Source organism: Billgrantia kenyensis (assembly GCF_013697085.1).
Classification (GTDB): domain Bacteria; phylum Pseudomonadota; class Gammaproteobacteria; order Pseudomonadales; family Halomonadaceae; genus Halomonas; species Halomonas kenyensis.
The window spans coordinates 14649-39981 of sequence record NZ_JACEFT010000024.1; the positions used below are offsets into that span (position 1 = coordinate 14649).

Here is a 25333-nt window from a genome sequence, read left to right on the forward strand (position 1 = left end):
CTGGCAAAGAGGCTCAGAGCTTCTGAAAGGCCGCCATGACCTGTCCTGCCAGCGTTTCGCATGCCTGATCGGCGCCGGGCCGCCTCACCATCGCCAGCTGATATTCACCCAGCGGCGGCAGCAAGCCGGGATCGATACGCTTGAGCGGCGGTCGCACCAGGCTCAGCGGAAAAGGCGCCACTGCCAGGTCGGCCAGCATGGCCGCCTCCTGGCCGGCACAGTGCTCGCAGGAGTAGGCGATGCGGTAGCTCAAGCCTGCCCGGTCCAGGGCTTCGAGGGCCATGCCCCGCCAGGCGCAGCCGGAGTGCGCCAGCGCCACCGGTAGCGGCGAGCGCTGCGCAGCAAGTCCACCTTCCCGCCCCGCCCACACCAGCGGTGCGCTGTGCACGATTTCGCCGCGTACCTCCTGCCCCGGGTTGCCGGCGGTCACCAGAATCAGATCGAGCTCCCCGGCTTCCAGCCGGGCCAGCATCTCACGGCTGCTGCCCACCACCACGTCGACCTGAACCGCCGGATGCGAGCGGGCGAACTGCGCCAGCACACCGGGCAGGATGCGCGTACCCACGTCATCGGTGGTACCGAAGCCCAGCCGCCCAGACACGCTGGGGGCGAGGAACTGCGTCACCGCCTCCTCGTTGAGCTTGAGCAGGCGCCGCCCATAGCCGAGCAGCGTTTCTCCCTCGGGCGTGAGGCGTACCTGGCGGGCCTCACGGACGAACAGGGCATGGCCCAGCGTCTCCTCGAGGCGCTTGATCTGCATGCTGAGCGCCGAGGGCGTGCGAAACACCTGGCGCGCAGCCCGGGTGAAGCTGCCGCATTCGGCAATCGCCACGAAAGTACGCAGCACGTCGGTATCGAGCAGCGGCAGCGATGAATGCGGGGAAACGGGGGGCAGTTGGGTCATGGCGCCACCTTTCAATTTATCTTAAGGGAGACTCTAGTCTTTTTCGCTGGATTGATCCAATCGCAAGCGCGACACTGTCCTGCAGAGGTCGCGACCCTCCACTCACTTTCAAACGAGATCACGGCAGCCAGCCTGTGGCGGCCCGTGAGGAGGTGCGACATGAGTCAGTACGAACCGCTGCATCATCAGCCCAAGCCGACACAAGCCAAGCATTCCACGCCACCGCCAGAGCCGGACTTCTACATGCCGGCCATGCCGCCTCTGGAGCTGCTCCATGCCATCGAATCCCGGCTGCAGCGCTACCTGAGTCGACGGCGGTTTCGCCAGCGCTTTCTGCCGCTGCTCGCTCATGACGATCACATACTCGACGACATGGGCCACAACCGCGACGACATCCTGTGGGCCTCGCGCCTGCCGCTGAAGGAGGACGCCGGGCAGGCCCTGTCCCAGCGTCGCGCACAGCGCAAGGCCGCGCAGGGCAGACATGCTGAGCCCGGTGCTTGACCTCAGCTGCACTTGAGGTCGTAGGGTGCGGGCAACGTCAGCACAGCGAGGAGCAGCACGATGAACGTGATGATCGTGGGCGCGAGCCAGGGCCTGGGCCGGGCCTTCATCGAAGGGCTTGGCGATGACGGCGACCGCTTGGTCGGCGTATCGCGCCGCATGCCGGTGCCACTGCCGGTACGCACCGGGCTCGAGATCGACTGGATCGAGGCCGATCTAGCCTCACCCGAGCAGGCGGCCGCCACGCTGGCCGAAGCCGCGGAAGCGCGGGGACTCGACGTGCTGGTCTACAACCTGGGACTGTGGGAAAGTCGGGCCTTCGAGCCGGACTACCGCTTCCTGAACGACAGCCCGGCGGAGATCCAGCGCATCGTCACGGTCAACGTCAGCGGCGCCATTCTGCTGATCCAGGCGCTGCTCCCCGTGCTGCTGCGCTCCCGGGCGCCGCGTATCGTGCTGACCGGCTCGACCTCCGCCCTGCCCGGCCACGGCCGGCCGGAGGTCGCTTTCGGTGCCACCAAGCACGCCCTGCGCGGCATCGCCGAGGCGCTGCGCGAGGGCTTTCGCGAACAGCGTCTGGCGGTGACCTGCCTGCAGCTCGGCTACCTCAATACCGACGACGACCTGAGCGTGCCGCTCGAGCGTGCAGCCCGCCGCGGCGGCGGCGAGCTCATTCCCATGCACGACGTGGTGCAACTGGTGCGCACCCTACTGGCGCTGTCGCCCAGCGCCTACGTCAAGGAGGTGGTGATGCCGGCAGTCGCCGATAAACGTTTTTAGGCTCCGTCAGGTTCCGAGCTGTTCTCCCTCGGTGGTGGTCTCGACGAGCATCTCGGCTCGCCGCAGCAGCGCGCGCTCCTGCTCCGGCATCAATGCCAGGCCGAACCGCTGGCGCAGCACGTCGGGTAGCGCAGCGGCTTCAATCCGCTGCAGCTCCGGCGCCTGGCCCGGGCGGAAGACCTTCAGCTCGAGATCGGTGAGCGCAAGCCGAACCTCGGCGCCGTTGTGCTGAGCCACGATGCGCCGCACGAAGGGCGATTCAGGGTGGTGAGAGGCCAGATAGTTGTATTCGGCGGAGTCGGCGCGGTAATTGGTTTCGTCACTGAACTGGTAGAGGTTAAACCATTCCCCGAGGTACTTGTGACGCAGCAGCCAATACCCCAACGGCGAGCGCTCCAGGCGGTACTCCCAAGGGCCATGACTCACCTCGCGGTCCGTCTCGAGCCGGATCGGCTCACGCGGCCCGACATTGCCGACGCCAACATCGACCAGCCAGTCGTGCCCGCCCACTGTCACTACCAGCATGGTATGGCCGAGCGGGGTGACGACACGCTCCTCCTGGCCCATGAGTATCCTGGCGTTACGCCCGGCGACCTCGAAGCCGAGCCGATCCAGCACCGTGGCGAACAGCGTGTTGTGCTCATGGCAATAGCCGCCGCGCCGACGCCGTACCAGCTTGTCTTGAAGACTGTCCAGGTCAATGCGGATCTCGCCACCGGTGACGATCTCGAGATTCTCGAACGGCACCGCGGCGAGGTGCGCCTGCTGCAGCGTCTTCAGAGTCTCCAGGCTGGGCGTCAAGGGGCCACGGTAGTCGATACGTGCCAGGTAGGCGTCGAGATCGAGCGCCGACGTCTCCCACTGGGTCGATTCATGAAGGGGTCGGGCGTTCCGTACAGCCTGCATAACGTTCTCCTGTTCTTTCAAACTTATCTCGAAGAGCAACCTTGTCGCACAGGCTAATCCCTCAAGTTAGCTTCAGGTAAAGCGGAGAGGTTTCAATCGCTCTGATAGCTTCAGAACATTCAACCAAAGGGTTGACAATTTTGCCTGCCAAGCCTATATCAACCATATGGTTGAATATAACGAAACACACTTGGATCGGGTCTTCCATGCCTTGGCCGACCCAACCCGGCGCCTGCTGCTCGAGCGGTTGGCAGCGGGTGAGCGCAAGGTCGGCGAGCTGGCCGAGCCGTTCCCCATCTCGCTGGCGGCCGTTTCCAAGCACGTTCGCGTGCTGGAGCAGGCGGGGCTAGTGGAGCGTCGTATCGAAGGGCGCTCCCACTACTGCCGGCTGCGACCGGAGCCGCTGGCAGCAGCAGAGCAGTGGCTGAGCTTCTACGAAGGCTTCTGGAGCCAGCGGCTGAGCGTGCTGGAAAAGGCGCTGCAGGCTGCCCCGGATGGCAAGTCAAAGAAGGAGAAAAGGCACGATGGATGACACCGACTACGGCAAGCAGATTGCTGAAGAGAGCGTCCGCTTCGAGCGCCTGCTGCCGGGGCCCATCGAACGGGTCTGGGCCTTTCTCACCGAATCGGACAAGCGTGCCCAGTGGCTCGCCCCCGGCGCCATGGAGCCGCGGGCCGGCAGCTCCTTTGCTCTACACTTCCACAATACCGAGCTGACACCCGACAGAACGCCGCCCACCGAGCGCTTTCGGCAGTACGACGGCAGCTTCACGACCCAGCACCAGATACTGCGCTGCGAACCGCCTCATCTGCTTGTCTGGACCTGGGGCGGCGGCAACGAAGCCCCTTCGGAGGTGACCTTCGAGCTCAGCGAGGCAGGCGAGCAGGTGCGCCTGGTCGTCACCCACCGCCGCCTCGCCGATGACGACACCATGGTCAACGTGGCCGGTGGCTGGCACACCCACCTAGGCATCCTGGCCGACGTGCTGCACGGTCAACCGCCTGCCCCATTCTGGCCCACCTTCGAACGCCTGGAGGAGGAGTACCAATGCCGCATCATATCGCCCCGCAACTGATGTTCGAAGGCAATGCCGAACAGGCCATGCGCTTCTACGTCTCGCTGTTCGACGACGCCGAGATCGTCCGGCTCGAGCGCTATGGCCCCGAGGAGCCAGGCAGGGAAGGTAGTATCAAGCAGGCCGAGTTCACCCTGGCCGGGCGACGCCATACCTGCATCGACAGCCACATCAAGCACCCCTTCACCTTTACACCTTCGATATCACTGCTCGTGGAATGTGAGAGCCTCGAGGAGTTCGAACGCCTCCACCGAGCCCTGGCGGAAGGCGGCGAGACGCTGATGCCGCCCGACGACTACGGCTTCAGCGCCCGCTTCGCCTGGCTCAACGACCGCTTCGGCGTCTCCTGGCAGCTCAATCTGGCTTGAGGAGCAAGACTCCATGACGACCTCATCCCTGCCCTCCATCGTCTCCGAAAAGGAGTGGCGCAGCGCGCTGGATGAACAGATCGCTCGCGAAAAGGCCCATACGCGTGAGCGCGACAGGCTCAATGCCGCGCGGCGCCATCTGCCGATGACCGAGGTGCGTGCCGATTACGTCTTCGAAGGGCCACAGGGAGAGGTCACCCTACTCGACCTGTTCGAGGGGCGCCGCCAGTTGATCGTCTACCATTTCATGTTCGGGCCCGACTGGGAGGCCGGCTGCGACGGCTGCTCCTGGGTAGTGGACGCCATGACCCACCCCGCCCATCTGAACGCGCGAGATACCACTCTGGCGCTGGTTTCCCGGGCGCCGCTGGAAAAGCTCCAGGGTTACCAGGCGCGCATGGGCTGGCAGCACCCGACTTGGTACTCGTCGCTGAACGGCAGCTTCAATCAGGACATGGGCGTGACCAGTTGCAACTGCCATGCACCGGATACCGACCGCGGCGAGCGGCATGGCATCAGCGTCTTCCTGCGCGACGGCGAGCGGGTATTTCGCACCTACTTCAGCGGCAAGCGCGGCGTGGAGTACCTGGGCAGCCTATGGACCTACCTGGACCTGACGCCCTACGGCCGCCAGGAAACCTGGGAAGAGTCCCCGCCCGGCTGGCCGCAGACGCCACCTTACGTATGGAACCGGCGTCACGACGAGTACGAAACCTGAGCTAGCGGCGCAGCAACTGATATGGGAATAACGACAACCAGAGGGAATCCATGACCATGAAGACCATCGGCCTACTCGGCGGCATGAGCTGGGAATCCACCGTCAGCTACTACCGCGCGCTCAACGAAGGGGTGAAGGCTGCCCTGGGTGGGTTTCACTCGGCCAAGCTGTGTCTCTACAGCGTCGACTTCGCCGAGATCGAACGGCTGCAGCATGCCGGCGACTGGGACGCCACCGCCGAAATCCTTAGCCGGGCCGCGCGCAGCGTGGAAGCCGCCGGTGCGGACTTCCTGCTGATCGGCACCAACACCATGCACAAGGTCGCGCCGGAGATCGAGGCCTCGATCTCGATTCCGCTGCTGCATATCGCCGATGCCACGGCACAGCGCCTGGCCGCCAACGGCATTCGCCGCGTCGGCCTGCTCGGCACCCGCTTCACCATGGAGCAGGACTTCTACAAGGGGCGGATCGCCGAAGGCTCCGGCATCGAGGTACTGGTGCCCGACGCCGCTCAGCGCGACCTCGTGCACGAGGTGATCTACCACGAGCTGTGTCTGGGACAGGTGAAGGAGACCTCACGCCAGCGCTACCTGGAGGTCATCGAATCGCTACGCGAGCAGGGAGCCGAAGCGGTGATCCTCGGCTGCACCGAAATCGCCCTGCTGGTGCGGCAGAGCGATACCGCAGTGCCGCTCTACGACACCACGGCCATTCACGCCGAAGAAGCAGTGAAGTGGGCGTTGGGGGGTTAGGCGTAGGCGTTGATCAGCGTGCCCAGCATGCCGTCGCTGGCAAGTTGGGGATCCAGCGAAGCCGAGGCCATCAGTGCCTGGACCTGATCCTTCTGCATGTCGAGCGCTTCCTTGTAGACCTCGAGCTGCACCTGCTGAGCGGCTTGGGCCTGCTGCATGACTAGAGCCTGGCCCACGATGGCGTTGACGGCAGAATCCATGTCGCTTGCTCCATTGTTGGTTCTTCTATCTTTCCACGCTAACAGCTGAAGGAAGCGATGGCAAAAACGCAGCCCGACGAAACGGGCAACTCTCGATGGCACCAAGGTAGGATTTATCCTCGCCCGATGACTGGAGCCCCCATGAACGAAGCCCAATCGCTGCAGCAGGCCATTGACGAGCCGGTACGCCTGGCGGAGTACGACCCCGCCTGGCCGGCACGCTTCGACGCCGAGCGCAGCCGCCTGCTGGAGCGTTTCTCCGCCGAACTGATCGAGGTGCAGCATATCGGCAGCACCGCCATCCCCGGCATGCCGGCCAAGCCCATCATCGACGTCATGGCCGGGGTCGCGTCCATGGCCATGGCCGATGCCCTATTCGAGCCAATTCTCGATCACGGTTACGTGACTTCGCGGGAGTTCAATGCCGTCCTCACCGACCGCCGCTGGTTCATGCGCCACGCCAACGGTCACCGTACCCACCATCTGCATGTGGTGGTGCACGACGGCGAACTATGGCGCCAGAGGCTCGTCTTTCGCGATGCACTGCGCGCCGACCCAGCGCAGGCCGAGCGCTACGCCCTGCTTAAGGCCGAGCTGGCGGCCCGCCACCCCGACGATCGGGAGGCCTACACCCAGGCCAAGGCAGACTTCATCACTTGGGTGCTGGCAGGCCCAAGCTAGCCGCCCCTTGCCGCCCGGCTAGAACGCCAGGCATATCTTGCCGAAGTGGCGTCCCGACTCTTCGTGGCGGAAGGCATCGGCGATCTTCTCCAGCTCGAAGGTGCTATCGATGATCGGGCGCACGCCCATGGCCTCGATGCCGCGCACCATCTCCTGCTGCTGGGTGCGACTGCCGACGATCAGCCCCTGCAGGCGCGCCTGCTTGGCCATCAGCTTGATGGTCGGCACCTCGCCACCGCGGCCTGTCAGGATGCCGATCAGCGCGATATGGCCGCCGATGCGCACGGCGTCGATGGATTGCGGCAGGGTGCCGGGGCCGCCCACCTCGATCACATGGTCGACGCCCTGGCCGTCGGTCAGCGCCTGCACCTTCTTGCCCCACTCCGGCTCGGCCTTGTAGTTGATGGTATGGTCGGCGCCGAGCTTCTTGAGCGTCTCGATCTTCTCGTCGGAGGACGAGGTAGAGATCACCCGCGCCCCCATCGCCTTGGCGAACTGCAGGGCGAAGATGGAAACGCCGCCGGTGCCCAGGGTGAGCACCGTATCGCCGGCTTTGAGATTGCCATCCACCACCAGCGCCCGCCAGGCGGTGAGCCCCGCCGTGGTCAGGGTCGCCGCCTCGGCGTGGCTATAGCCCTTGGGCGCGTGGGTGAACCAGGTGGCCGGGCGAACGACCTGCTCGCGAGCGTAGCCGTCAAGGCCGTCGCCGGGCGTGGCCTTGAAATCCGCCACCCGCGCCGGGCCGTCGAGCCAGTAGGGGAAGAAGGTGGAGACCACCGCATCGCCAACGGCGAACTCCTCGACGCCCTCGCCCACCGCCTCGACCACACCCGCCCCGTCGGACATGGGGATGCGGCCATCTTCGGTAGGAATCATCCCGGCGACCACGGCATAGTCGTGGAAGTTGAGTGAGCTGGCATGGATCCGTACGCGGATTTCCCCCGGACCCGGCTCGCCGGGCGTCTCGCGTTCGACGACCTGCAGTTGATCCAACCCGCCGCCGCTGCCTAGTGTCACGACCTTCATGGCGTACTCCTTCTTGATCCTGAAAATGAGCGTGCTAAGAGACTAGCCTAATGGGCCCGCCTTGGGTCAAGCGATGGCGCGCTGCAGATAAGCCACCAGCGTTTCCACCTGGGGCTTGCGCTGTGTCCAGTCCTCGCTGCCTCCTGCGAGATAGCCGCGCCGCGCCATCGCCATGGTGGCCTGATGGTCGGGTGGCAAACGCTCCTCAGCCCAGGCGGCGGCAACGTCCTTGGGCGCGATCTCACCCGTCTCCAGGGTCATCCACATGCGCGCCAGGGTCAGCAGCACGTTGCGCTCATCTCCCTGCAAGCCCGCCACCAGGCCAGGCAGCGAATCGACGATGGCCCGTCGCAGATCCGCCTCGGGAATCGGCGCGATCAGCGCCGCGAGTTCCGGCCCGTACAGGGCCAGGCTCGACTGCCTGGCGGTGGTCAGCACCACCGTTAGATCGGGGTCGGCTGCCGCCGGCGGTATGCGGCCCTGCTCGAACTCGTCCCGCAGCCACTCGCCGTAGACCAGTTCGCTCCTCGGCGGGTAGTGCCACGGCAGCAGTGCCTGGCGGCACAGCAGCGTCACTTCCAATGGCCGGGGCGAGCCATCGCTCGCGGGGCTGCCGGAGACCCGCATCAGCGCCTCGACCAGCCGCCGGCGCACCGCCTCCTCGGGCGGCTGGACGACGATCACCAACACGTCCACGTCGCTATTGGGTCGCAGGCCGCCAGCCAGCGCCGAACCGAACAGATAGACACCAACCACGCTCTCGCTCAGCTCGCGAGCGATAATGGCGAAGGCGTCCATGGCCTCCTGCGGTAGTGACTGGCCGGCCGCCTGGGAAGAGAGCTCCATTGCGTCCTCCATTTTCCTGATGCGCCACGCTAAACCGCCCACGCACTCTCAGCTGCCCTCAATGTTACTGGCTATCACCGAGAGCCGCCTGCGCATAGCGTCGGGCCGGCAGCAGCAAGGCCGCCATGGCCACCCCGACGGCACAGGCAGCCAGCAGCAGGTAGAGCCGGTCGAACCCGTCGGCCGGCTCGTAACCCCAAGCCACGATCGGCACGGCGAGGGCACCGACCCCCAACGACAGCACGTATTTCACGGCATAGACCCGTGCCCGCCAGTCGCTCAAGGTATGACGTGCCACGATGGCATCCTGTACCGGAATGACACCGAACACCGTCAGCATCAGCGCCAGCGACAGGCCAACCATCAGCCATTGCCCGCCCAGAATCATCAGCAGCAACAGAGGGACCTGCACCAGCGCCAGCAGCAACATCAATTGCCGCGGTGCGACCCGGTCCACCGCCCTGCCGGTGACGAGTTGCGCCATGGAGGCGCAGGCGAAGATCAGCGAGGCCAGGCCGGCGGCACCGAGCAGGGCATTCCCGCCGCCGCTGAAGGCGTCTTCCATGATCTTGGGCAGCGCGACGGTGGTGGACGCAAACACGAGGCCGCCCATGAGTGCGGTGACGATCAGGTAGGCCAGTATCCGTCCCGGTATGGCCGTTGAGGTCTGCACCGCTGCCGGCGCATCGCTGGCCGGTCGTAGCGGCTGACGCGGCTTGCGCTGCGCCGGTACCAGCGCCAGGTAGGCGATGCCACTCGCCACGCACAGCGCCCCGGGTATGAAGTAGGCCGCCTGCCAGCCGAGCATGCCCGTGATCGCACCGGTCAGCAGCGGCGCCGCCGCGACGCCCATGTTGCCCCATACGCCGTTCACCCCCAGCGCCTGGCCGACGCCATCACTGCTCTCCGCCACCATGGCGATGCCGACAGGATGATAGATGGCCGCGAAGCTGCCCATCAGAAACAGCCCGGCCGCCAGCTGGTAAGGTCCGCTCGCTAAGCCTGTGAGCATGGAAGCCACGCCGAGCCCCAGGAACATCAGGGCTATCATGCCGCGCCGACTCCAGCGATCGCCCAGCCAGCCAGCCGGCAGGGTGAAGGCGGCAAAGGCGACGAAGCCCGCCGTGACCGGTAGCAGCAGCGCAGCGTAATCGCCCTGGCCGCGCCCCTCGAGCGCCACCGCCACCGTGGGATGGATCAGCATGAAGTAGTGGGCGTAGGCGTGCCCCAGGTTGAGGAACAGTAGCGGAACGCGTTTGCCGTTCATGACCAGACTCCAGAGTTGCCGACTTTCAGGCTAAACTGGACGCAAAGCGACTTCTCTCGCCATTCTGACAAGATATATCGTGAAACGGACAACATGCCCCACACCCTGGCCCACGCTACGCCCCTGTCACGCGATGCCCTGCAGCGGCGCATCGAGAGCGCCTCGGGTCCGGTACAGCCCTATGCCTGCGACTATCCCGCCGGCTGGGACACCGGCCGTCATCATCACCTGCGCCATCAGCTCGTCTTCGCCACCCAGGGCGTGATGACGGTGGCGACCCCAGCGGGGTGGTGGGTAGTGCCACCCCAGCTCGCGGTGTGGATTCCCGCTCGCCTGGAGCATGCGCTGCTGATGCACCGGCCTGTGAAGCTGCGCACCCTCTATCTCGATGAGCGGCTAGGGCCATCGGCCCAGCCACGCGTAGTGAACGTGTCGTCGCTGCTGCGCGAGCTGATACTGCGTTTGATGGAGCTGCCGGCCGGGGCGACTGCCCACGGCGCCGGCGCACGCTTGGTCGCGGTACTGCTGGACGAGCTGCACGCAGGGCCCCCGCTACCGCTGCACCTGCCCGAGCCCGACGATCCCGCGCTGCGGCGGATCTGCACCGCCCTACGTAAAGACCCAGCTAACCGGGACGACCTGACCACCTGGGGTGGCAGGGTCGGTGCCTCGTCACGCACCCTGGCACGACGCTTCCTGGCACAGACCGGCATGGGCTTTGCCGCCTGGCGACAGCAAGCCCGCTTGCTCGCCGCCCTGCCCATGCTGGCGGAAGGGAGATCGGTCTCCGTCGTGTCCCAGGAGGTCGGTTACGAATCGCCCAGCGCCTTCATCGCCGCCTTTCGCCGCAGCCTCGGCACCAGCCCCGGGCGCTACTTTACCCGCCCGGCCAACGCCTCGGCGACGTAAGCCATGAAGGCGCGAATACGTGCCACCCGGCGCAGGTCGGGGTGGGTCAGCAGCCACAGGTCGGTGGCCAGCTCGGGGATTGGCTCGCCGAGTCGCGTAAGGGCCGGTTCGGCATCGGCGAGATAGCAGGGCAGCACGGCACGACCGAGACCGTCGCGGGCGGCGGCCAGCATGCCGAACATGGTGTCGACGCGATAACGGCAGCGCTCGTTGGCTCCCTGCCCGGCCATCCAGGCGTCGAGTGTGGCATAGCCCAGGTGGCGGTCCGGCCCGACCCAGGCATCGGCGGCGCCATCGGCACGGGCGTAAACGGCCTGGGCGATGCTGCCGGCCCGCCGCCCCACCAAGTGCTCGGGTGGCGTGGGCGAGGGCCGCACCGCCACGTCGGCGTCGCGCTGGGAGAGATTGAACAGCTGGTTGGAGACCGCCACCTCGAGCACGATTTCGGGATGCGCACGCTGGAAGCCGGCGAAGATCGGCGACAGCAGCCCCATCAGCAGCGTGTCGGTGGTAGTCACGCGGATGGTGCCGGAGAGGCGCAGGTCACGCCCCACCACACGCCGCTCGGCACCCAGCACCTCGGTTTCCACACGGGCGGCGGTTGCCGCCAGGTCCTCCCCTGCCGGGGTCGCCGCGTAGCCCGTGCGCGAGCGCTCGAACAGTGCCACCCCCAGACGCCGCTCGATGGCATTCAGGCGGCGGAACACCGTGGCGTGACTGGCCCCCAGCCGACGTCCGGCGCCGGACAACGAGCCCGCCTCGGCGATGGCCTGCACCACGCGCAGGTCGTCCCACTGTAGCGACTGCTCGTTCACGGCTCACTCCCATCCAGCGCTGGCATGACACACCGGCCGTTGTTCAGAACTCGGTCACCACGGTCACGCCGATGCCCTGGAACTCGTCCATGCTCGTCAACGCCTCGATCGACCGTTCCAGGCTGATCCTCTGGCCGACCAGCCTCTCGGGCGAAAGCTTGCCGGTTTGGATCATGTCGAGCATGGCGCCGTAGCGATAGGCCTGCATGCCGTGGCTGCCGAGGATCTCGAGCTCGTGGGCAATCACCTTGCTCATCGGAATGGCCGGCGTGCTGTGATCGGCCAGCATGAGCCCGACCTGAACGTGCTTGCCGCGCTTGCGCAGGTTGCTGATCGAATTGAAGCAAGTGGTGGGGTGTCCCAGTGCATCCAGCGACACGTGGGCACCGCCCCGCGTCACCTCGATGACCGCCTCGGCAACGTCCGCCACCTCGGTGGCGTTCACGGTGGCGACCGCACCCAATTCACGGGCCAACAGGAGTTTCTCGGCCGAGATGTCGACGGCCACCACGTTGGCGCCCACGGCATTGGCAATCATGATCGCGGAGAGGCCGACGCCGCCGCAGCCGTGCACCGCCAGCCACTGCCCGGCGGATGCCTTGCCCTGGTCGACCACGGCGCGAAACGAGGTCACGAAACGGCAGCCCAGGCTGGCCGCCGTGGCGAAGTCCAGCGTCTCCGGCAAGGCCACCAGGTTGACATCCGCCTGGTGGATGCCGACGTACTCGGCAAACGAGCCCCAGTGGGTGAAGCCGGGCTGGAACTGGCTGTCGCAGACCTGGTGATGGCCGGCGTAGCACTCGGGGCAGCTGCCGCAGCCGCCGACGAACGGCACCGTGACGCGATCGCCGACGCGCCATTGCTTCACGTCCTTGCCCACCGCCTCGACGATGCCCGCCAGCTCGTGCCCCGGCACGTGGGGGAGCCGAATGTCGGGATCGTGCCCCATCCAGCCGTGCCAGTCGCTGCGACATACGCCCGTCGCCATCACCTTGACCACCACGCCGTGCGCTTCCGGCGTCGGGTCAGGAAGGTGCTGGATTTGCGGCGGAGCGGAAAAGGCCTCGTAGACTACGGCTTTCATGCAGGATCCTCTCTGGCAGGCATGTTCAATCATGCAAAGTCGATTGTCATTCTTTGGGAATTTCGGTTCGTCAGCGTACAGCATAGCCTGAAGACACGCATCACGTAGGCCAGCGAAGCGGAGACCCAAGATGCATGCCCTGATCGTGTTCTGCCACCCCGAACCGCGCTCGTTCAACGGCGCCCTGAAGGACGTCGCCGTCGAGACCCTGCAGCGGCAAGGCTACCGGGTCGAAGTCTCGGATCTCTACGCCGAAGGCTTCGATCCGCTGGAACGGCCAAGCCACTACGGCGAGCGCGCCGAGCCAGGGACGTTCCTGCCCCTCACCGAACAGCGACACGCCTATGAGGGGGGCTTTCTGCCCGCCGACGTGAAGCGTGAGATCGAGCGCCTGGAGCGTGCCGATCTGGTGATCCTGCAGTTTCCGCTGTGGTGGCACGCCCAGCCGGCCATGCTCAAGGGCTGGTTCGATCGGGTGTTCGTCTACGGCGGGCTCTACAGCGGCCGTATGCGCTACGACCGCGGCCGTTTTCCCGAGAAGCGGGTGATGCTCTCGGTGACCACCGGGGCCCCGGCGCCGACCTTCACCCGGCATGGCCGCAGCGGCCATATCGTGGCGCTACTGTGGCCGATCCACTACTCGCTCTACTATCTGGGTGTCAGCGTGCTGCCACCCCAGGTCACCTACGGGGTGCAGGGCGGCGGGCTGAGCTACCAGGACGAGGCGGCGTTCCGTGAACGCCTGGAAGCGGAGAAGGCCGCCTGGGCACGGCGGCTGGAAGGGCTCGAAGACGAGGCAGCAATTCCCTTCGCCGGCTGGGACGACTGGGACGAACAGGGGGTGCTCAAGGCCGAGCACCCCCGAGCCTGGCAGCTGTAGGCTTCGCGATGGTGAGAAAGAAGTGGCCGCTAGGGCGCGAAGCGCTCTCTCAGCGGCGCAATCGCCACGTCACGCGGCTCGCCATCGAAGTCGTCCTGAATCAGCTCCACGGCACGCTGTTCGAGGTAGCGCCCTGCCCCTTCCACCTCGGCGATGCGCTGCATGTCGGCCAGCGCTTCGATGAGCTGAGGCGTCAGGCGGTCGAGGACCGGGCGTACCTCTTCGGCGAGATCGGGCGGATCGGCGAAGGTGGAGCGCCCCTCCTGCAGCCATTGATGGTGCAGGCGCCGCTGGACCTGCTTGCTGGCCTCGAACTGCTTGTCGAAGAATCGCCGGGCGAAGGCATCATCGACGCCGGCTGCCTCGGCATCCTCTGCCACCTGATCGAGAATCTGCGCCTCGCGCTCCGGTGCCTCGATGGGTTCGCCGCTGTTCCACTTGGACTGGGCCACCAGCGGCGCCACGTCAAGCCGCTCGTCGATCAATACCAGCATGCGGTCGATGGCCGCCTTGTCCTCGTCGGGTGGCTCCGGTGGCTGCATCTGACACCCTGCCAGCAGCAGGGCCATCAGCAGCGTCAGGAGAAGCGGCAAGGCGCCGGGTGTCATAGGGTTTCGTTTCGGATGGCAACGCATCGGGATTCGACTCGCTCCGTTGGGTTCCGAGCCAGTGTGGCAGGTATATCGCCTCTCTTCCTGTATCAGAATGTTCAGCTTGGCGAGGCATTAAAGTTGACGGAGCATCGGCCGATATCTGCAGAGCAATTTTTGTACAAAATCCATACATGAGAAAGAGTTAATACAAAGATTGCTAACGATGCTTCCCGTCCCTGGAGTCGCCCATGTCCCAACCTGCCATCAGCCTCTCGCATCACTTTCAGCGCACCGACAAGATCATGTGGTTCCCGGCATGCGCTTTCCTGCTGCTCTGCCTAGGGGTCGGGCTGACTACGGGAACCCTGTGGCTCGCCCTTGCCTTTGGCATCACCGCCTTTCCTCTTGCCGCCTTGCTGCAGTGGAAGTGGCCCGGTCATATCGTCAACGGCTTCGCCAAGGCAGCGCTGTTCATGGGCCTTTCGATGGTCTTGATCGAACAGAGCGGCGGCTTGATCGAGGCGCACTTCAGCATCTTCATCATGCTCGCCGTGCTGATCCTCTACAGCGACTGGCGCGTAATTGCCTTCGGCGGGCTGGTCATTGCCGTGCACCACGTGTTATTCACCTGGCTTCAGCATCTTGGACACGTGCACCTCTATCAGAGCCTGGGCAGCCATGTCCAAGCAGCCAGCCTCTTCGAATGCCTGCTGATGCATGCCGGCGCCGTGGTAGCCCAGGTCATCGTACTCGGGTATCTGGCCCGTGAGCTGCGCCATATGGTCGACGACAGCCTGACCGTATGCGAAGTGGCAGAGCGCGCCGGCGGCGGCCGGCTCGATAACGTCTTCACCCAGGCACAACTTGGCCGCCCTGCTATCGCGGCCATGGCGCGCATGCAGCACAAACTCGCCGATACGCTGCTCAAGGCGAGCGAAGCGGCCACGCAGGTGGACGTGCTGAGCGAGGGTCTTTTCAGTGCTCATGACGACATTCGCAGCCAGGCCGGCCAAAACAGTGCCCAGGTGGAACGGGTCTCTTCGGCTGCCACTGAAATGGCCGCAACCACCCGTGAAAGCGTCGATCAAGCATCTCAGGCCAGGCAGCTTGCGAGCGCAGCCGAAGGCGCCGCCCGCCACGGCAGCGAGAAAGCCACTGCCCTGCGCGAGGCCATGCAGGTACTGGAAGAACACGCTCACAGCATTGCCGCCCTGCTGGGCGAAATCGACGAGATCACCTTTCAAACCAATCTGCTGGCACTCAATGCCTCGGTGGAGGCTGCAAGGGCCGGCGAACATGGCCGTGGCTTCGCCGTGGTGGCAAGCGAGGTACGCACGCTGGCAAGCCGCACCAGCGACACGGCCGGGCGCATTCGCGAGCGGGTGCAGCAAACCGGCGATAGCGTACGTCACGGCGTGCAGCAGACCCAGGAGGTGGATGGCACCATGCAGCAAATGCTGAATGCGTTCCGCGACGTGGCCACTCGTTTGGCCGAAATCGATAGCGCCACGTCGCAACAGCATCAGGGAATCGAGGATCTGGAAGCCAGCGTCAGCGAGATGCAGTCTTCGCTGCACCACTCCGCACACTCCCTTGGCGAAGCTCATCGCCTGGCGGAACAGCTCACCACGGTGGCCAGCTCGCTCAATGCCGCTATCGGCGAATTCCAGCTGTTGGGAACCGCCGATACGCTGCCGAGGGCAACGGGCAGCCTGCCGGGCACAGCCCGGCATACCTCCCTGCCCGCCCTGGCATGAGGGCAGGCGCCCGGCTCGCCGAGCGGCAGTCGGGCGCCGCTGGCACTATGCAGTTCGTGCTGCCAGCCAGGTTTCGAAGTCTACCGCCTCCAGCGGTCGTGACATCAGGAATCCCTGCGCTTCGTTGCAGCCCAGCGACTCCAGGTAATCGTAGGTTTGCTGCGTTTCCACCCCTTCGGCCACCACACGGTAGCCGAGGTTGTGGGCCATGTTGAGCATCGACTCGACCAGCGTACGACTGCGCGGAGTGTCATCCAGCCCCTTGATGAAGGAACGATCGATCTTGACCACCTGAGCGGGAATGTCCTGCAGGTAGGCCAGGCTGCTGTAGCCGGTACCGAAATCGTCGATAGCGATGCGGATGCCCGCTTCGATGAGGCTATCGAGCTGCTGCCAGGCGGCGCGTCCCTGTCCGATGAGCGCAGTTTCCGTCAGCTCTAGCTCGATGGCGGAGACGGGCAGACCGGCTTCGTGCACCTGGGCAAGCAAACGCTCAGCGAAGTCGGGCTCTTCCAGATTGCAGGCCGACACGTTGAGTGACATGCCGATATTCAGCTTCTGCCGATGCCAGGCCTGAGCCTGGGCAATGGCCGAGTAGACGACCCAGGCCGTCAGCGATCGGGCCAGGGGTGTGTTCTCGATGAGGGGAATGAACTCGGAGGGCGAGACTTCACCAAGCTGGGGGTGGCGCCAGCGCAGCAGAGCCTCGACGCCCAGGCAGGCATTCGTTTGCATGTCGATGCGCGGCTGGTACACCAGGCGCAGCTGATCAGGGGCGTTCAGTGCGGCACGGAAATCGGCGAGCAGCATGAAGCGTCGCCGATGGCTGGCATCCAACGCCTGGGAATAGACTCCCGCTCCCACTTCACTCAGGCGTGCGTCCTGGCAGGCGCTGTGTGCAGTGCGCAATACGTCGCCAGGCTGGTTCTCTCCCAAGTACACCGGCGTGGCGCCCACCACGGGATGCACCAGGATCGGCGCTTCACGGATCAGTGTCAGCGACAACAGTGTCTCACGCAGGCGCAACGCCCCATCGATCAACTCGTCGTCGCCGCACCCTTCCACCAGATGAACGAACTGGCACAGCCCCACGCAGTAGAGTTTCTGCTCCTCGCCCAGCACCTCCTGCAAGCCGCGCGCCGCCAATCGCGAGAGCTCATCGACGTAGGTCGGTCCCATGACCCGGTTCAAGGTGCTCACCTGGCTGCTGTCGAGCACTTCTGTGAAGAGGGCGCAATGGTGGCGGCCGAAGGCATCACGTGCCATATCATCAAGGTCTTCAGCCAGTTGGCTGCGGTTGGGAAGCCCGGTTAGCGGATCGATTCGACCGACGGCGTGCTGCAACTCGATTTGCGCCATGACCATGGCGGCCATGTCCTTGAGGAGGGCGATATCATCTTCGCTGATCTCGCGGGGCTGGGTGTCTAGCACGCACATGGCGCCCAAGGTGTAACCATCTTGGGTCTGCAACGGTGCGCCAGCATAAAATCGGATGCCGGAATCGGCCAGTACGCTATCCCGGTAGGTAGAGGACTCAAGCATGTCGGGCACGACCAACACTGTGGACTCATCAGCCACCTCTGCGCAGCACGCTTTGAAGCGCGGGATCTCCCAATGCTCGACCCCCACCCGCGACTTGAACCATTGCCGATCGGCATCGGTTAGCGAGACTGCCGCAATGGGCATATTGAAGTACTTGCTGGCCAGGCGTGTGATGCGGTCGAAACTTTCGCTGGGCGGCGTATCCAACAGCTTGAGCTGGCGCAGCGCATAGAGCCTAGCCTGCTCGTAGTCGAGATCGTGAACGTCGTCGTACATCGAGGGGTCCCTGCCAGTTCGTGCCGGCACTTTATTCATCGTTCTCCCTCAAGCCTAGTCAAATGCTGCTATCGCCACTATAGCGTGGGTTACCCCCAGCCTGCCGAATCTCGACAGTACAGCTCCCAGGCTCAGCGCTCCCGCTGAGACTCCCGCCACTCCTCTGCGGCTTCCTCGACACCGGGCTCGTCGCTGCGGTTGCGCATCCCCTGGCGGTACGCCTCCTCCTCGCGCACGTCGTCGATCACGCTCATCAGCTCGCCGACGTCCACAGTGCCGGTGTCATGCTCGAAGCAGCCGGTCAGTTGGCTCTCCGGGTGCAGCTCGCCAGCTTCGTAGAGCGCCCAGATCTCCTTAGCGTAGTCGGTGGCCAGCAGCTCCGGGGCAAAGCGGCCGAAGTAGCGGCGCATGTTGTCGACGTCGCGTTCGAACATCCACTCGGCGCTGTTGTTGCCGGCGGCGTCCACCGCCTGGGGCAGGTCGATGATCACCGGCCCGTCGGTGGCGAGCAGTACGTTGAACTCGGAAAGGTCGCCGTGCACCAGGCCGGCGCACAGCATCTTGACCACGTCGCGCAGGATCTTGGCGTAGTACTCCCGGGCCTGCTCGGGGCTCAGGGTCACGTCGTCCAGGCGCGGGGCGGTCAGGCCCTCGGCATCGCTGATCATCTCCATCAGCAGCACGCCGTCGATGAAGCCGTAGGGCTTGGGCACCCGCACCTCCGCCGCCGCCAGCCGGTAGAGGGCGTCGACCTCGGCGTTGAGCCAGGCCTGCTCCTGCTCTTTCTGGCCGTAGCGGGTCTTCTTGGCCATGGCCCGCGAGCGGCGGCTGTTGCGCTCGCGGCGCCCCTCCTGGTACTGCACCGCCTGCTTGAAGCTGCGCTGCTTGGCCTCCTTGAAGACCTTGGCGCAGCGGCGCTCGCCGTGGGAAATCACCACGAAGACCTGGGCTTCCTTGCCGCTCATCAGCTGGCTCTCGACTTCGTCGATCAGGCCGTCGTCGATCAGCGGCTGCAATCGCTTGGGTACCTTCACCTCTCCTCCTAACTGTTCACAGCGCCAGTCAGCGGCTGACGCGCCGGGCGCGGAACGAGCGCCCCTTGAGCTTGCCCGTGCCGAGCTGGGCCAGCGCCGCCTTGGCGACCTCGCGCCGCACCGCCACGTAGGCGCTGCGCTCCAGCACCTTGATCTTGCCTACCTGGGCCCCCTCGATGCCACCCTCGCCGGTCAAGGCGCCGAGAATATCGCCGGGGCGCACTTTCTGCTTCTTGCCGCCGTCGAGCTGCAGCGTGGCCATCTCCGGCAGGAAGGGCTCCTGTGCCAGCACGCTGCGCGGCGGCAGCGGCGCCTCCTCCAGTGCTTCGCCGAGAAACTCGTTGAGCCGCTCGAGGCGATAGGCCTCGCCCGCGCTGACCAGGGTGCAGGCGATGCCGGAACCACCGGCACGGCCGGTACGCCCGACGCGATGCACGTGCACTTCCAGGTCGCGGGCGATCTGGTAATTGAATACCGCATCCAGCGCGGCGATATCCAACCCGCGGGCCGCCACGTCGGTGGCTACCAGGATGGAGACGCTGTGATTGGCGAACAGTACCAGGATGCGGTCGCGATCGCGCTGCTCCAGGTCGCCGTGCAGCGCCAGGGCGCTGAAGCCTGCCTCACAGAGGGCGTCGGCGAGCTCCTGGGCCTCGCGCCGGGTGTTGCAGAACACCACGCTGGAGCGCGGCCGGTGCTTAAGCAGCAGCCCGCGCAGGGCAGCGAAGCGCTCCGCCTCGTCGGCCACCCGGTAGACACGCTGGCGGATGGTGCTCTCGTCATGGCTCTCGGCCACCGCCACCTCGGCCGGCTCGCGCATCAGCCCCTGAGCGATGTCTCGAATCTCGTCACTGAAGGTGGCGCTGAACAGCAGGGTCTGGCGGCTGGCCGGCGTCGCGCCGACGATCGCCTCCAGGCTGGGCTGAAAGCCCATGTCGAGCATGCGGTCGGCCTCGTCCAGCACCAGCACGTCGAGCGCGGCGAGATCGAGCGAGCCCTTGCGCAGGTGCTCCTCTATACGGCCGGGCGTGCCCACCACCACATGAGCGCCATGGGCCAGCGAGGCCAGCTGCGGGCCGAAGGGAGCGCCGCCGCACAGGGTCAGCACCTTGACGTTGGGCAGCGTGCGCGCCAGTCGCCGGATCTCGCCGGCCACCTGATCGGCCAGCTCGCGAGTCGGACAGAGCACCAGCGCCTGAACCTGAAAGCGCGAGACCTCGAGGCGGGAAAGCAGCCCCAGGCCGAACGCCGCGGTCTTGCCTGAGCCGGTCCTGGCCTGGGCGATCACATCGCGACCGGCCAGCACCGGCGGCAGGCTTGCGGCCTGGATCGGCGTCATGGCGTGGTAGCCGAGCGAATCGAGATTGGCCAGCAACTGTGGCGCCAGCGGCAGCGAGGCAAAGGCCCCGTCGTTGGGAGAGTCGGACACGGAAATGGACCTGCGAGAATGAATGGCGAAGGCCCCTGCCAATGCCGGGCTTCGTCTAAAGGAAGGCGAGCAGCATAGCAGAAAATAGGGAAAGCATCGTGCTACCGATAGTCTCGGGTCAGCAAGTGCTTACTGGGGCCGTACCGCGGAACGTGGTACATAGAACGTGAAACGCGGAACGTGGAACGCGAAACAGATGGAGCCGGCACGGCGCATGGCGCCATGCCGGCTCGTCGTCATACGGGCAAGCCAGGGGCTCGCCTTCTCAGGTGGAGGTCAGCACAGGCTCTGCATTCGCCTGCCGCGGCGCGTCCATGCGCTCCTCCCAGCCGCCGGCCAGGGCACGATAGAGCCCCACCAGGGCGGTGGCGGCGCGCACGTTGCTCTGGGCCAGACCGTCCTCGGCTTCGAGCCGCGAACGCTCGCTGTCGATCACTTCGAGGAAGTCGATCACGCCGACCTCGAAGCGCACCCGCGCTTGACGGGCCGCCTCGGCGCTGGCTTCGGCGGCGGCGGCCAGGTGCTCGCGCTCGCGCAGCGACTGAGCGTAGCGGGCAAGCGCCGTCTCGGCCTCCTCCAGCGCCAGCAGCACGGTCTGCTCGTAGCGCGCCAGGTTGGCCTCGGCGTCGGCATCGGCGGCGGCCATGCGCGCCCGCACCCGGCCGCTATCGAGGAACGACCAGTCCACCCCCAGCGCCACCAGCCGGGTCTGGCTGTCGCGGCCGAACAGGTCGCCGGTGCTGGCGGCCTGGGTGCCGAGCAAGCCGCTCAGGGTGAAGCGCGGGTAGAGATCGGCCGTGGCCACACCGATGCTGGCGGTGGCGGCGTGCAGGCGCCGCTCGGCGGCGGCGATATCGGGACGGCGTCGCAGCAGCTCGCCGGGCAGGCCCACCGCCACCCGCTGGTGCACTGCCGGCAGCGGTGCCGGCGCCTCCAGCCGGGCGATCAGCGCGCCGGGCTCGCGGCCGGTCAGCACCGCCAGGCGATGGACGATGGCGGCGATCTCTCCTTCTATGGCCGGAATCCGCGACAGCGTGCTCTCGAGCTGCACCCGGGCGCGCACGCTATCGAACTCGGTGCCGCGCCCTGCCTCCAGCCGCGCATCGACCAAGGCCAACGACTCCCGCTGGTAGTCGGCATTGGCCTCGGCCACACGCAGCTGCTCCTGCAGCCCGCGCAGGCGCACGTACTGATCGACCAGCTCACCGACCACCACCACCTGCATGGCACGCACGTCAGCGCCCGAGGCATCCGCTTCGGCCTGCTGGGCCTCCACGGCGCGCCGCACGCGGCCGAAGAAGTCGAGCTCCCACAGCGCGGCGACGCCGGCGTCATAGCTCTCGAAGTCGCGCTGGGAGTGCGCCGCCTGGGGCATCTGGTCGGCGCTGGCACGCTGGTGCGCAGCACCGCCCTGGGCGGTGACACTGGGCGCCAGGTCGCGGCGCGACTGGCGCAGCAGGGCCAGGCTGCGGTCGTGGCGGGCCAGGGCGATGCGCAGGTCGTGGTTGGCGTCGAAGGCCTCCTCGACCAGCTCGCTCAGCAGCGGGTCGTTGAAGCCGCGCCAGAACTCGCGCTCGACCGCTTCGGGCGTCACCAGCTCGGCCTCGGCACGCACCAGAGCGGCGGGCTCGGCCAGTGCCGGCGCGCGGTAGTCGGGCCCCACCGCACAGGCGGCCAGCACCAGGGCGAGCGGCAACGGTATCAGGTTACGCATGACTCTCATGGGGTTGGCCAGATCAGGCATGGTAGGCGCCCTCCACAGGCTGCGTGTCACGGGGTTCGGCCTGTCCGCGCGAGACCAGCTTGCGCAGGGCGACGTAGAACACCGGGGTCAGGAACAGGCCGAACAGGGTCACGCCGAGCATGCCGGCGAACACCGCCGTACCCAGCGCCTGGCGCACCTCGGCGCCGGCACCGCCGGCCAGCATCAGCGGCACCACCGCCGCGGTGAAGGTGATCGAGGTCATGATGATCGGACGCAGGCGCAGACGGCACGCCTCCAGCGCTGCCTCGACGATGCCGCGGCCCTGCATTTCCAGCTCGCGGGCGAACTCGACGATCAGGATGGCGTTCTTGCACGCCAGGCCGATCAGCACCACCAGCCCCACCTGGACGAAGATGTTGTTGTCGCCGCCGGTGAGCTTCACGCCGATCAGCGCCGAGAGCATGCACATCGGCACGATCAGGATCACCGCCAGCGGCAGCGTCCAGCTCTCGTAGAGCGCGGCCAGCGCCAGGAACACCAGCAGGATGGCCAGCGGGAACACGATCAGCGCCGCCCCGCCCTGATTGACCTGCTGATAGCTCAGGTCGGTCCACTCGAATGCCATGCCCGCCGGCAGCACTCCCGCGGCCAACTGCTCCACTACCTGGATGGCCTGGCTCGACGACAGCACCCGTGGGTCGGCCTCGCCCATCAGGTCCGCCGCCGGGTAGCCGTTGTAGCGGATCACCGGGTCGGGGCCGAAGGTGCGGTCGACACGGATCATGCTACCGATGGGCACCATCTCGCCATGCTCGTTGCGGGTGCGCAGGCGCTCGATGTTGGCCACGTCCATGCGGAAGTCGCCGTCAGCCTGGGCCATCACCTGCCAGGTACGTCCGAAGCGGTTGAAGTCGTTGACGTAGACCGAGCCGAGGTAGACCTGCAGGGTCTCGAACAGGTCGGTCAGCGCAACGCCCTGGGTCTTGGCCTTGACCCGGTCGACGTGCAGGTCGAGCTGCGGCACGTTGGACTGGTAGGAAGTGATCGGATAGCCCATGCCCGGCGCCTGCATCAGCGCACCGCTGAAGCCGTCCACCGCCTGCTGCAGCTCACCGTAGCCGAGCCCGGCGCGGTCCTGCACGAACAGCGAGAAGCCCGAGCCCGAACCGATGCCGAGGATGGCCGGCGGGGTGAAGGCGAAGCTGAACGCCTCCTGCATGGCACCGAACTTGCCGTTGAGCTCGGCGACGATCTCGTTGGCGCTGCGCGAGCGCGACTCGAAGGGGTCGAGGCCGAAGAACACCGTGCCGGTGTTGGGCGTATTGGTGAACTGCAGCGGATTGAGCCCGGGGAAAGCCACCGCCGAGGTCACCCCTTCGGTTTCGAGCGCCAGCTCTGTCATGCGCCGGATCACCGCTTCGGTGCGGTCGAGGGATGCGCCCTCGGGCAGCTTGGCGCCGCCGATCAGGTACATCTTGTCCTGGGTGGGGATGAAGCCGCCCGGCACCATCTGGAACATCACCCCGGTACCCGCCAGCAGCAGCGCGTAGACGGCGAATACCGCGCCGCGTCGACGCAGGCTGCGCGCCACGCCGCCCTGGTAGCCCTTGGAGCTGGCGTTGAAGAAGCGGTTGAAGGGACGGAACACCCAGCCGAACAGGAAGTCGATCAGCCGCGACAGGCGGTCCTTGGGTGCGTCGTGGGGCTTGAGCAACAGCGCCGCCAGCGCCGGCGACAGGGTCAGCGAATTGATCGCCGAGATCACCGTGGAGATGGCGATGGTCACCGCGAACTGGCGATAGAACTGGCCGGTGACGCCCTCGAGGAAAGCCATCGGGATGAACACCGCGCACAGCACAACCGAGATGGCGATGATCGGCCCGCTCACCTCGCGCATGGCCTGGTGGGCCGCCGCCAGCGGCGCGAGCCCCTCCTCGATGTTGCGCTCGACGTTCTCCACTACCACGATGGCGTCGTCGACCACGATGCCGATGGCCAGCACCAGGCCGAACAGGGTCAGGGTATTGATCGAGAAGCCGAGTAGATAGAGCACGGCGAAGGTACCCACGATCGACACCGGTACCGCCAGCAGCGGGGTCACCGAAGCGCGCCAGGTCTGCAGGAACAGCGTGACCACCAGCACCACCAGCAGCACTGCCTCGAGCAGGGTCTTGATCACCGACTTGATCGAGTCGCGCACGAACACCGTGGGATCGTAGACGATGGTGTACTCCACGCCTTCGGGGAAGCGCTGGGAGAGCTCCTCCATCTTGTCGCGCACTGCATCGGAGAGTGCGATGGCATTGGAGCCCGGCGCCTGGAAGATACCGATGGCCACTGCCTGCTGGTTGTCGAGCAGCGCGCGCAGCGAGTACTCGGCGGCCCCGAGTTCGATGCGTGCGACGTCGGAGAGATAGGTGATCTGGCCACCGCTGCCGGCCCTGACCACGATGTTGCCGAACTCCTCCTCGGTGGTCAGACGCCCCTGAGCATTGATAGAGACCAGGAAGTCGGACGAATGCGGCGTCGGCGGCGCGCCGAGCTGACCGGCCGAGACCTGCACGTTCTGCTCGCGGATCGCGGCTATGATGTCGCCGGCGGTGAGCCCGCGCGCAGCGGCACGGTCGGGGTCGATCCACACGCGCATGGCGTAGTCGCCGGCACCGAACAGCATCGCCTGCCCCACCCCCTCGAGCCGCGCCAGCTCGTCGCGCACGTGCAGCGCCGCGTAGTTGCGCAGGTAGGTACTGTCGTAGCGACCGTCCGGCGAGATCAGCTGCGGCACCATGGTCAGATCGGGCGACTGCTTGTCGGTGGTCACGCCCTGGCGGCGCACCGCCTCGGGCAGCCGCGCCAGGGCCTGGCTGACCCGGTTCTGCACCTGCACCTGGGCCTCGTCCGGGTCGGTGCCGGGACGGAAGGTCAGCGTCAGCGCCAGCACCCCATCGGAGCCGGCCACCGACTTCATGTACATCAGGTTCTCGACCCCGGTGATGGCCTCCTCCAGCGGCGTGGCCACCGTGTCGGCGATCTCGCTGGGGTTGGCGCCGGGATAGACGGCACGCACCTGTACGGTGGGCGGCACTACGTCGGGGTATTCGCTGACCGGCAGCAGCGGGATGGTGATGGCACCGGCGATGAAGATCAGAATCGACAGCACCGCGGCGAAGATCGGCCGGTCGACGAAGAACTTGGCAAAATTCATGACAAGACTCCCTTACGGGACGGACGCGTGGTCCGCCCCGTACAAGTCAGGGGTTATGGTTATCTGGAGTCGTGCT

25 protein-coding genes are annotated in these 25333 nt (G+C 66.1%); 11 read left to right on the forward strand and 14 right to left on the reverse strand.

Annotated elements, in window-relative coordinates:
- Window positions 1–13 precede the first annotated feature (13 nt).
- Entirely contained in the window at window positions 14–904 is an 891-nt protein-coding gene (locus tag H1D44_RS16045) for a LysR substrate-binding domain-containing protein (protein WP_181515868.1), read from the reverse strand.
- Window positions 905–1063: 159 nt separating this feature from the next.
- On the opposite strand from H1D44_RS16045, the gene H1D44_RS16050 reads away from it, so the two are divergent.
- Entirely contained in the window at window positions 1064–1408 is a 345-nt protein-coding gene (locus tag H1D44_RS16050) for a hypothetical protein (protein WP_181515869.1), read from the forward strand.
- 60 nt (window positions 1409–1468) lie between these two features.
- Window positions 1469–2188: an SDR family NAD(P)-dependent oxidoreductase gene (locus tag H1D44_RS16055; RefSeq protein WP_181515870.1), complete on the forward strand. Its 720-nt coding sequence runs from the start codon at window positions 1469–1471 to the stop codon at window positions 2186–2188.
- 6 nt (window positions 2189–2194) lie between these two features.
- On the opposite strand, the gene H1D44_RS16060 is transcribed toward H1D44_RS16055, so the two are convergent.
- Entirely contained in the window at window positions 2195–3094 is a 900-nt protein-coding gene (locus H1D44_RS16060) for an arylamine N-acetyltransferase family protein (protein ID WP_181515871.1), read from the reverse strand.
- 190 nt (window positions 3095–3284) lie between these two features.
- On the opposite strand from H1D44_RS16060, the gene H1D44_RS16065 reads away from it, so the two are divergent.
- The 5 genes from H1D44_RS16065 to H1D44_RS16085 are packed head-to-tail and all read left to right on the forward strand — an operon-like array spanning window position 3285 to window position 6008.
- Window positions 3285–3626 carry an ArsR/SmtB family transcription factor gene (locus H1D44_RS16065; protein WP_220128139.1) on the forward strand — a complete coding sequence of 114 codons (342 nt, stop codon included), beginning with the start codon at window positions 3285–3287 and terminating at the stop codon, window positions 3624–3626.
- Window positions 3619–4170 carry an SRPBCC family protein gene (locus H1D44_RS16070; RefSeq protein ID WP_181515873.1) on the forward strand — a complete coding sequence of 184 codons (552 nt, stop codon included), beginning with the start codon at window positions 3619–3621 and terminating at the stop codon, window positions 4168–4170. Before H1D44_RS16065 ends, H1D44_RS16070 begins: the two co-directional genes overlap by 8 nt.
- Entirely contained in the window at window positions 4143–4538 is a 396-nt protein-coding gene (locus H1D44_RS16075) for a VOC family protein (RefSeq protein WP_181515874.1), read from the forward strand. The genes H1D44_RS16070 and H1D44_RS16075 overlap by 28 nt, the downstream gene beginning before the upstream one ends.
- Window positions 4539–4551: 13 nt before the next feature.
- Window positions 4552–5256: a DUF899 domain-containing protein gene (locus tag H1D44_RS16080; RefSeq protein ID WP_181515875.1), complete on the forward strand. Its 705-nt coding sequence runs from the start codon at window positions 4552–4554 to the stop codon at window positions 5254–5256.
- Window positions 5257–5312: 56 nt separating this feature from the next.
- A complete protein-coding gene (locus H1D44_RS16085; RefSeq protein WP_181515911.1) occupies window positions 5313–6008 on the forward strand; it encodes an aspartate/glutamate racemase family protein in 696 nt (231 codons plus the stop codon).
- On the opposite strand, the gene H1D44_RS16090 is transcribed toward H1D44_RS16085, so the two are convergent.
- Window positions 6005–6208 (reverse strand): putative motility protein, encoded by a 204-nt coding sequence (locus H1D44_RS16090; protein ID WP_181515876.1) that lies wholly within the window; start codon window positions 6206–6208, stop codon window positions 6005–6007. The two genes, H1D44_RS16085 and H1D44_RS16090, sit on opposite strands and share 4 nt — an antisense overlap.
- A gap of 141 nt (window positions 6209–6349) precedes the next feature.
- Here H1D44_RS16090 and H1D44_RS16095 point away from each other — a divergent pair, with 141 nt between their 5' ends.
- Window positions 6350–6889, forward strand: coding sequence for a GrpB family protein (locus H1D44_RS16095; protein ID WP_181515877.1), 540 nt, complete (start codon window positions 6350–6352; stop codon window positions 6887–6889).
- Window positions 6890–6907: 18 nt separating this feature from the next.
- Here the strand turns inward: H1D44_RS16095 and H1D44_RS16100 are convergent, their stop codons facing one another.
- From H1D44_RS16100 to H1D44_RS16110, 3 genes are all read right to left on the reverse strand, one after another.
- A complete protein-coding gene (locus tag H1D44_RS16100) occupies window positions 6908–7915 on the reverse strand; it encodes a zinc-dependent alcohol dehydrogenase family protein (protein WP_181515878.1) in 1008 nt (335 codons plus the stop codon).
- Window positions 7916–7981: 66 nt separating this feature from the next.
- Window positions 7982–8761, reverse strand: coding sequence for an aminoglycoside adenylyltransferase family protein (locus H1D44_RS16105; protein ID WP_181515879.1), 780 nt, complete (start codon window positions 8759–8761; stop codon window positions 7982–7984).
- Between the two features lie 64 nt (window positions 8762–8825).
- On the reverse strand, window positions 8826–10028 hold the full coding sequence (locus H1D44_RS16110; RefSeq protein WP_181515880.1) for an MFS transporter: 1203 nt from the start codon (window positions 10026–10028) through the stop codon (window positions 8826–8828).
- A 93-nt stretch (window positions 10029–10121) separates the two neighbouring features.
- On the opposite strand from H1D44_RS16110, the gene H1D44_RS16115 reads away from it, so the two are divergent.
- On the forward strand, window positions 10122–10937 hold the full coding sequence (locus tag H1D44_RS16115) for an AraC family transcriptional regulator (protein WP_181515881.1): 816 nt from the start codon (window positions 10122–10124) through the stop codon (window positions 10935–10937).
- Here H1D44_RS16115 and H1D44_RS16120 read toward each other — a convergent pair.
- Both H1D44_RS16120 and H1D44_RS16125 read right to left on the reverse strand, forming a co-directional pair.
- Window positions 10901–11752, reverse strand: a complete 852-nt coding sequence (locus H1D44_RS16120) for a LysR substrate-binding domain-containing protein (protein ID WP_181515882.1) — start codon at window positions 11750–11752, stop codon at window positions 10901–10903. The genes H1D44_RS16115 and H1D44_RS16120 overlap by 37 nt on opposite strands.
- Window positions 11753–11795: 43 nt before the next feature.
- Window positions 11796–12836, reverse strand: coding sequence for a zinc-dependent alcohol dehydrogenase family protein (locus H1D44_RS16125; RefSeq protein WP_181515883.1), 1041 nt, complete (start codon window positions 12834–12836; stop codon window positions 11796–11798).
- A gap of 130 nt (window positions 12837–12966) precedes the next feature.
- Between H1D44_RS16125 and H1D44_RS16130 the strand changes: the two genes are divergently transcribed.
- A complete protein-coding gene (locus H1D44_RS16130; RefSeq protein ID WP_181515884.1) occupies window positions 12967–13716 on the forward strand; it encodes an NAD(P)H-dependent oxidoreductase in 750 nt (249 codons plus the stop codon).
- A 29-nt stretch (window positions 13717–13745) separates the two neighbouring features.
- On the opposite strand, the gene aroQ is transcribed toward H1D44_RS16130, so the two are convergent.
- The gene (aroQ, locus tag H1D44_RS16135) at window positions 13746–14324 is read right to left on the reverse strand and encodes a gamma subclass chorismate mutase AroQ (RefSeq protein WP_238984564.1); all 579 of its coding nucleotides are present in this window, start codon (window positions 14322–14324) and stop codon (window positions 13746–13748) included.
- Between the two features lie 233 nt (window positions 14325–14557).
- On the opposite strand from aroQ, the gene H1D44_RS16140 reads away from it, so the two are divergent.
- Window positions 14558–16066, forward strand: coding sequence for a methyl-accepting chemotaxis protein (locus tag H1D44_RS16140; protein ID WP_238984563.1), 1509 nt, complete (start codon window positions 14558–14560; stop codon window positions 16064–16066).
- 45 nt (window positions 16067–16111) lie between these two features.
- On the opposite strand, the gene H1D44_RS16145 is transcribed toward H1D44_RS16140, so the two are convergent.
- The 5 genes from H1D44_RS16145 to H1D44_RS16165 form a co-directional block, all read right to left on the reverse strand.
- Complete coding sequence (locus H1D44_RS16145; protein WP_181515885.1) at window positions 16112–17884, reverse strand: sensor domain-containing phosphodiesterase; 1773 nt, start codon at window positions 17882–17884, stop codon at window positions 16112–16114.
- A 131-nt stretch (window positions 17885–18015) separates the two neighbouring features.
- Window positions 18016–18918 carry a PA4780 family RIO1-like protein kinase gene (locus H1D44_RS16150; protein WP_181515886.1) on the reverse strand — a complete coding sequence of 301 codons (903 nt, stop codon included), beginning with the start codon at window positions 18916–18918 and terminating at the stop codon, window positions 18016–18018.
- Between the two features lie 28 nt (window positions 18919–18946).
- On the reverse strand, window positions 18947–20347 hold the full coding sequence (gene dbpA / locus H1D44_RS16155; RefSeq protein ID WP_181515887.1) for an ATP-dependent RNA helicase DbpA: 1401 nt from the start codon (window positions 20345–20347) through the stop codon (window positions 18947–18949).
- 265 nt (window positions 20348–20612) lie between these two features.
- The gene (locus tag H1D44_RS16160; RefSeq protein ID WP_238984562.1) at window positions 20613–22091 is read right to left on the reverse strand and encodes an efflux transporter outer membrane subunit; all 1479 of its coding nucleotides are present in this window, start codon (window positions 22089–22091) and stop codon (window positions 20613–20615) included.
- Window positions 22084–25257 (reverse strand): efflux RND transporter permease subunit, encoded by a 3174-nt coding sequence (locus H1D44_RS16165; protein ID WP_181515888.1) that lies wholly within the window; start codon window positions 25255–25257, stop codon window positions 22084–22086. Before H1D44_RS16165 ends, H1D44_RS16160 begins: the two co-directional genes overlap by 8 nt.
- Between the last annotated feature and the right edge of the window lie 76 nt (window positions 25258–25333).

Coding starts and splice junctions, on each gene's coding strand:
- H1D44_RS16045 (WP_181515868.1), bottom strand. CDS start 904: ATGACCCAACTGCCCCCCGTTTCCCCGCATTCATCGCTGCCGCTGCTC.
- H1D44_RS16050 (WP_181515869.1), top strand. CDS start 1,064: ATGAGTCAGTACGAACCGCTGCATCATCAGCCCAAGCCGACACAAGCC.
- H1D44_RS16055 (WP_181515870.1), top strand. CDS start 1,469: ATGAACGTGATGATCGTGGGCGCGAGCCAGGGCCTGGGCCGGGCCTTC.
- H1D44_RS16060 (WP_181515871.1), bottom strand. CDS start 3,094: ATGCAGGCTGTACGGAACGCCCGACCCCTTCATGAATCGACCCAGTGG.
- H1D44_RS16070 (WP_181515873.1), top strand. CDS start 3,619: ATGGATGACACCGACTACGGCAAGCAGATTGCTGAAGAGAGCGTCCGC.
- H1D44_RS16075 (WP_181515874.1), top strand. CDS start 4,143: ATGCCGCATCATATCGCCCCGCAACTGATGTTCGAAGGCAATGCCGAA.
- H1D44_RS16080 (WP_181515875.1), top strand. CDS start 4,552: ATGACGACCTCATCCCTGCCCTCCATCGTCTCCGAAAAGGAGTGGCGC.
- H1D44_RS16085 (WP_181515911.1), top strand. CDS start 5,313: ATGAAGACCATCGGCCTACTCGGCGGCATGAGCTGGGAATCCACCGTC.
- H1D44_RS16090 (WP_181515876.1), bottom strand. CDS start 6,208: ATGGATTCTGCCGTCAACGCCATCGTGGGCCAGGCTCTAGTCATGCAG.
- H1D44_RS16095 (WP_181515877.1), top strand. CDS start 6,350: ATGAACGAAGCCCAATCGCTGCAGCAGGCCATTGACGAGCCGGTACGC.
- H1D44_RS16100 (WP_181515878.1), bottom strand. CDS start 7,915: ATGAAGGTCGTGACACTAGGCAGCGGCGGCGGGTTGGATCAACTGCAG.
- H1D44_RS16105 (WP_181515879.1), bottom strand. CDS start 8,761: ATGGAGCTCTCTTCCCAGGCGGCCGGCCAGTCACTACCGCAGGAGGCC.
- H1D44_RS16110 (WP_181515880.1), bottom strand. CDS start 10,028: ATGAACGGCAAACGCGTTCCGCTACTGTTCCTCAACCTGGGGCACGCC.
- H1D44_RS16115 (WP_181515881.1), top strand. CDS start 10,122: ATGCCCCACACCCTGGCCCACGCTACGCCCCTGTCACGCGATGCCCTG.
- H1D44_RS16125 (WP_181515883.1), bottom strand. CDS start 12,836: ATGAAAGCCGTAGTCTACGAGGCCTTTTCCGCTCCGCCGCAAATCCAG.
- H1D44_RS16130 (WP_181515884.1), top strand. CDS start 12,967: ATGCATGCCCTGATCGTGTTCTGCCACCCCGAACCGCGCTCGTTCAAC.
- aroQ (WP_238984564.1), bottom strand. CDS start 14,324: ATGACACCCGGCGCCTTGCCGCTTCTCCTGACGCTGCTGATGGCCCTG.
- H1D44_RS16140 (WP_238984563.1), top strand. CDS start 14,558: ATGTCCCAACCTGCCATCAGCCTCTCGCATCACTTTCAGCGCACCGAC.
- H1D44_RS16145 (WP_181515885.1), bottom strand. CDS start 17,884: ATGTACGACGACGTTCACGATCTCGACTACGAGCAGGCTAGGCTCTAT.
- H1D44_RS16160 (WP_238984562.1), bottom strand. CDS start 22,091: ATGCCTGATCTGGCCAACCCCATGAGAGTCATGCGTAACCTGATACCG.
- H1D44_RS16165 (WP_181515888.1), bottom strand. CDS start 25,257: ATGAATTTTGCCAAGTTCTTCGTCGACCGGCCGATCTTCGCCGCGGTG.